Raw genomic sequence first — 2,228 nt, 5'->3', positions numbered from 1 at the left:
AGGATCTCGCCGTGGCTGCGGTGGGAGCCGAAGATGAAGTCGTCGGCGTCCAGTTCGGCGGCCTGGCCGACCGCCGCGGCCTCCTGGCCCATCGACAGGTGCGCGGGGCCCTTGTGGTTGTACTCGATGCCCTGCCACCCGCCAGTGGTCTTGATCGAGTTCAGCATCGACTCGAACTCGCGGATCACCAGCATGTCGTGCAGCATCGCGACCAGGCCGTCGGCGCCGTAGCGCTGCGCGGCCGCGGCGTAGTCCCGGGTGTAGGCGTTCACCGGGATCGGCGGGACGGTGATCGTCGAGGCCGCGCGGACCTTCGCCGGATCGACGTTGAGTGACTTGGGCATTTCTTCCTTCTCGTTCGTCCTTGTATCGGATGCTCCCCCTCCCGACTTGTCAGAATCTCGGCCGCCTATGGCCGGCTCAGATTCTGACAACTCGGTTGGGGGTGGGTCAGTCCTTGATGGCCCAGGCGGCCTCGCGGATCGCCTCGGACACGGTGGGATGGGGGAAGACGACCTGGCGCAGGTCGTCCACGGTGAGTTCGGTTTCGAGGACGGCGGCCGCGCCCCAGATGGTCTCGGGGGCATAGGTGCCGAGCATGTGGACGCCGAGGACGGTGCGGGTCGCCCGGTCGGCGATCAGCTTGACCGCACCGGGCCCGCGGACGCCCTGTTCGGCGACGGCCCGGCCGGAGACGGCGAGGGGGACGGTGGCGGTGGTCACCTCGTGGCCGCGGGTGATCGCCTGGGCCTCGGTGAGTCCGACACCGGCGGCCTCCGGCATCGAGTAGACCGCCCACGGGATCGTGTCGGTCCGCAGCCGCTGGCCGTTCCGGGACGCCGCCGCGGTGTCGATGATGTGGGCGGCGGCGATCTCGCCCATCCGGTAGGCGGCGTGGGCGAGCAGGCTGCGTCCGGTCACGTCGCCGACCGCCCAGACTCCTGGCAGGTTGGTGCGCATGGTGTCGTCCACCACGACGCCGCGCGGCCCGACCTCCAGCCCGGCCTCGGCCGCGCCCCAGCCGTCCACGAGCGGACGGCGGCCGACCGCCATCAGCACCAGGTCGGCCTCGGCCCGCTGCTCGGCGCCGGTGGCGTCGGTCCAGACGACCGTGCCGTCCTCGATCGCGGTCACCCGGCAACCGAGGTGGAAGGTCACCGCCTTGAGCGCCTTGCGGGTGCGGGCGGCGAGGTCGTCGTCCATGAACGGCAGGATCTCGGGCAGCATCTCGACGACCTCGACGTGGGCGTCGAAGGCCGCGAACAGGGACGCGAACTCGACGCCGATCACCCCGCCGCCGATCACGACTAGCCGCTGCGGGACGGCCTCGACCGCCAGCAGCCCGGTGGAGTCGACGACCTTCGGGTTGTCCGTGGCGCCGGGGATGGGCGGCATCACCGGCACCGAGCCGGTCGCGATGATCACGTGGTCGGCGGTCCTGCGCTCGCCGTCCACCTCGACCACGCCGGGGCCGACCAGAGTGCCGTGGCCGACCAACACCTCGACCTTGTTCCGCTTCTCGGTCGCCGCGACGCCGGCCACCAGCTTGGTGACCACATCGGCCTTCCACGCCTGCACGGTCGCCCAGTCGAAGGCGACGTTCTCCGCCGTTACCCCGAACTGCCCGGAGTGCCGGGCGTGGTCGTACAGCTTCGCCGAGTTCAGCAGGGACTTGGTCGGGATGCAGCCCACGTTCAGGCAGGTGCCGCCGAGGAACTGCCTCTCGACGAGCAGCACCCGCTTCCCGGCGTGGCCCAGCCGCTCGGCGGCCAGGTAGCCACCGGGGCCACCGCCGAGGACGATCACGTCATAGTCAGCCATGTCTCTTCCTAACCCAGGACCGTGAGGTCGATGTCGGCGATCGCCGCGCACAGGTCGCGCAGGTACCGGGCGGCATCTGCGCCGTCGATCACCTGGTGGTCGGCGGTCAGCGAGAAGCCGATCCGCTGTTCCGCGCCGACCGAGCCGTCCGGGTTGACCACCGCGCGGGGGAAGATCGCGTCCACGCCGAGGATCGCCACCTGCGGCACGTTCAGCAGCGGGGTGAACGACTCGATCCCGAACGAGCCCAGGTTGGACACGGTGAAGGTCGCGCCACCGAGCAGGTCGGGGTTGATCGAGCCGCCGATCGCCTCGTTCGCCAGCGCCTTGGACTGCACCGAGAACTCCCGCAGGGTGAGCGTGTCGGCGAACCGCAGCGTCGGGACGAGCAGGCCGCGCGGGGTGTC

Annotated in this window: 3 protein-coding genes; all 3 read right to left on the bottom strand. The window is 70.6% G+C overall.

What is annotated here, in order from left to right:
• On the bottom strand, positions 1–344 hold a 344-nt coding region (locus Q1K57_RS02965), incomplete at its 3' end, for a thiamine pyrophosphate-dependent enzyme (protein ID WP_300078846.1).
• Positions 345–450: 106 nt separating this feature from the next.
• Positions 451–1,821: a dihydrolipoyl dehydrogenase gene (lpdA, locus tag Q1K57_RS02960; RefSeq protein WP_300078844.1), complete on the bottom strand. Its 1,371-nt coding sequence runs from the start codon at positions 1,819–1,821 to the stop codon at positions 451–453.
• A gap of 8 nt (positions 1,822–1,829) precedes the next feature.
• On the bottom strand, positions 1,830–2,228 hold a 399-nt coding region (locus tag Q1K57_RS02955), incomplete at its 5' end, for a 2-oxo acid dehydrogenase subunit E2 (RefSeq protein ID WP_300078842.1).

This window comes from Propioniciclava sp. (assembly GCF_029977985.1).
GTDB lineage: Bacteria > Actinomycetota > Actinomycetes > Propionibacteriales > Propionibacteriaceae > Propioniciclava.
This window is presented reverse-complemented; position numbering and strand designations above follow the sequence as displayed.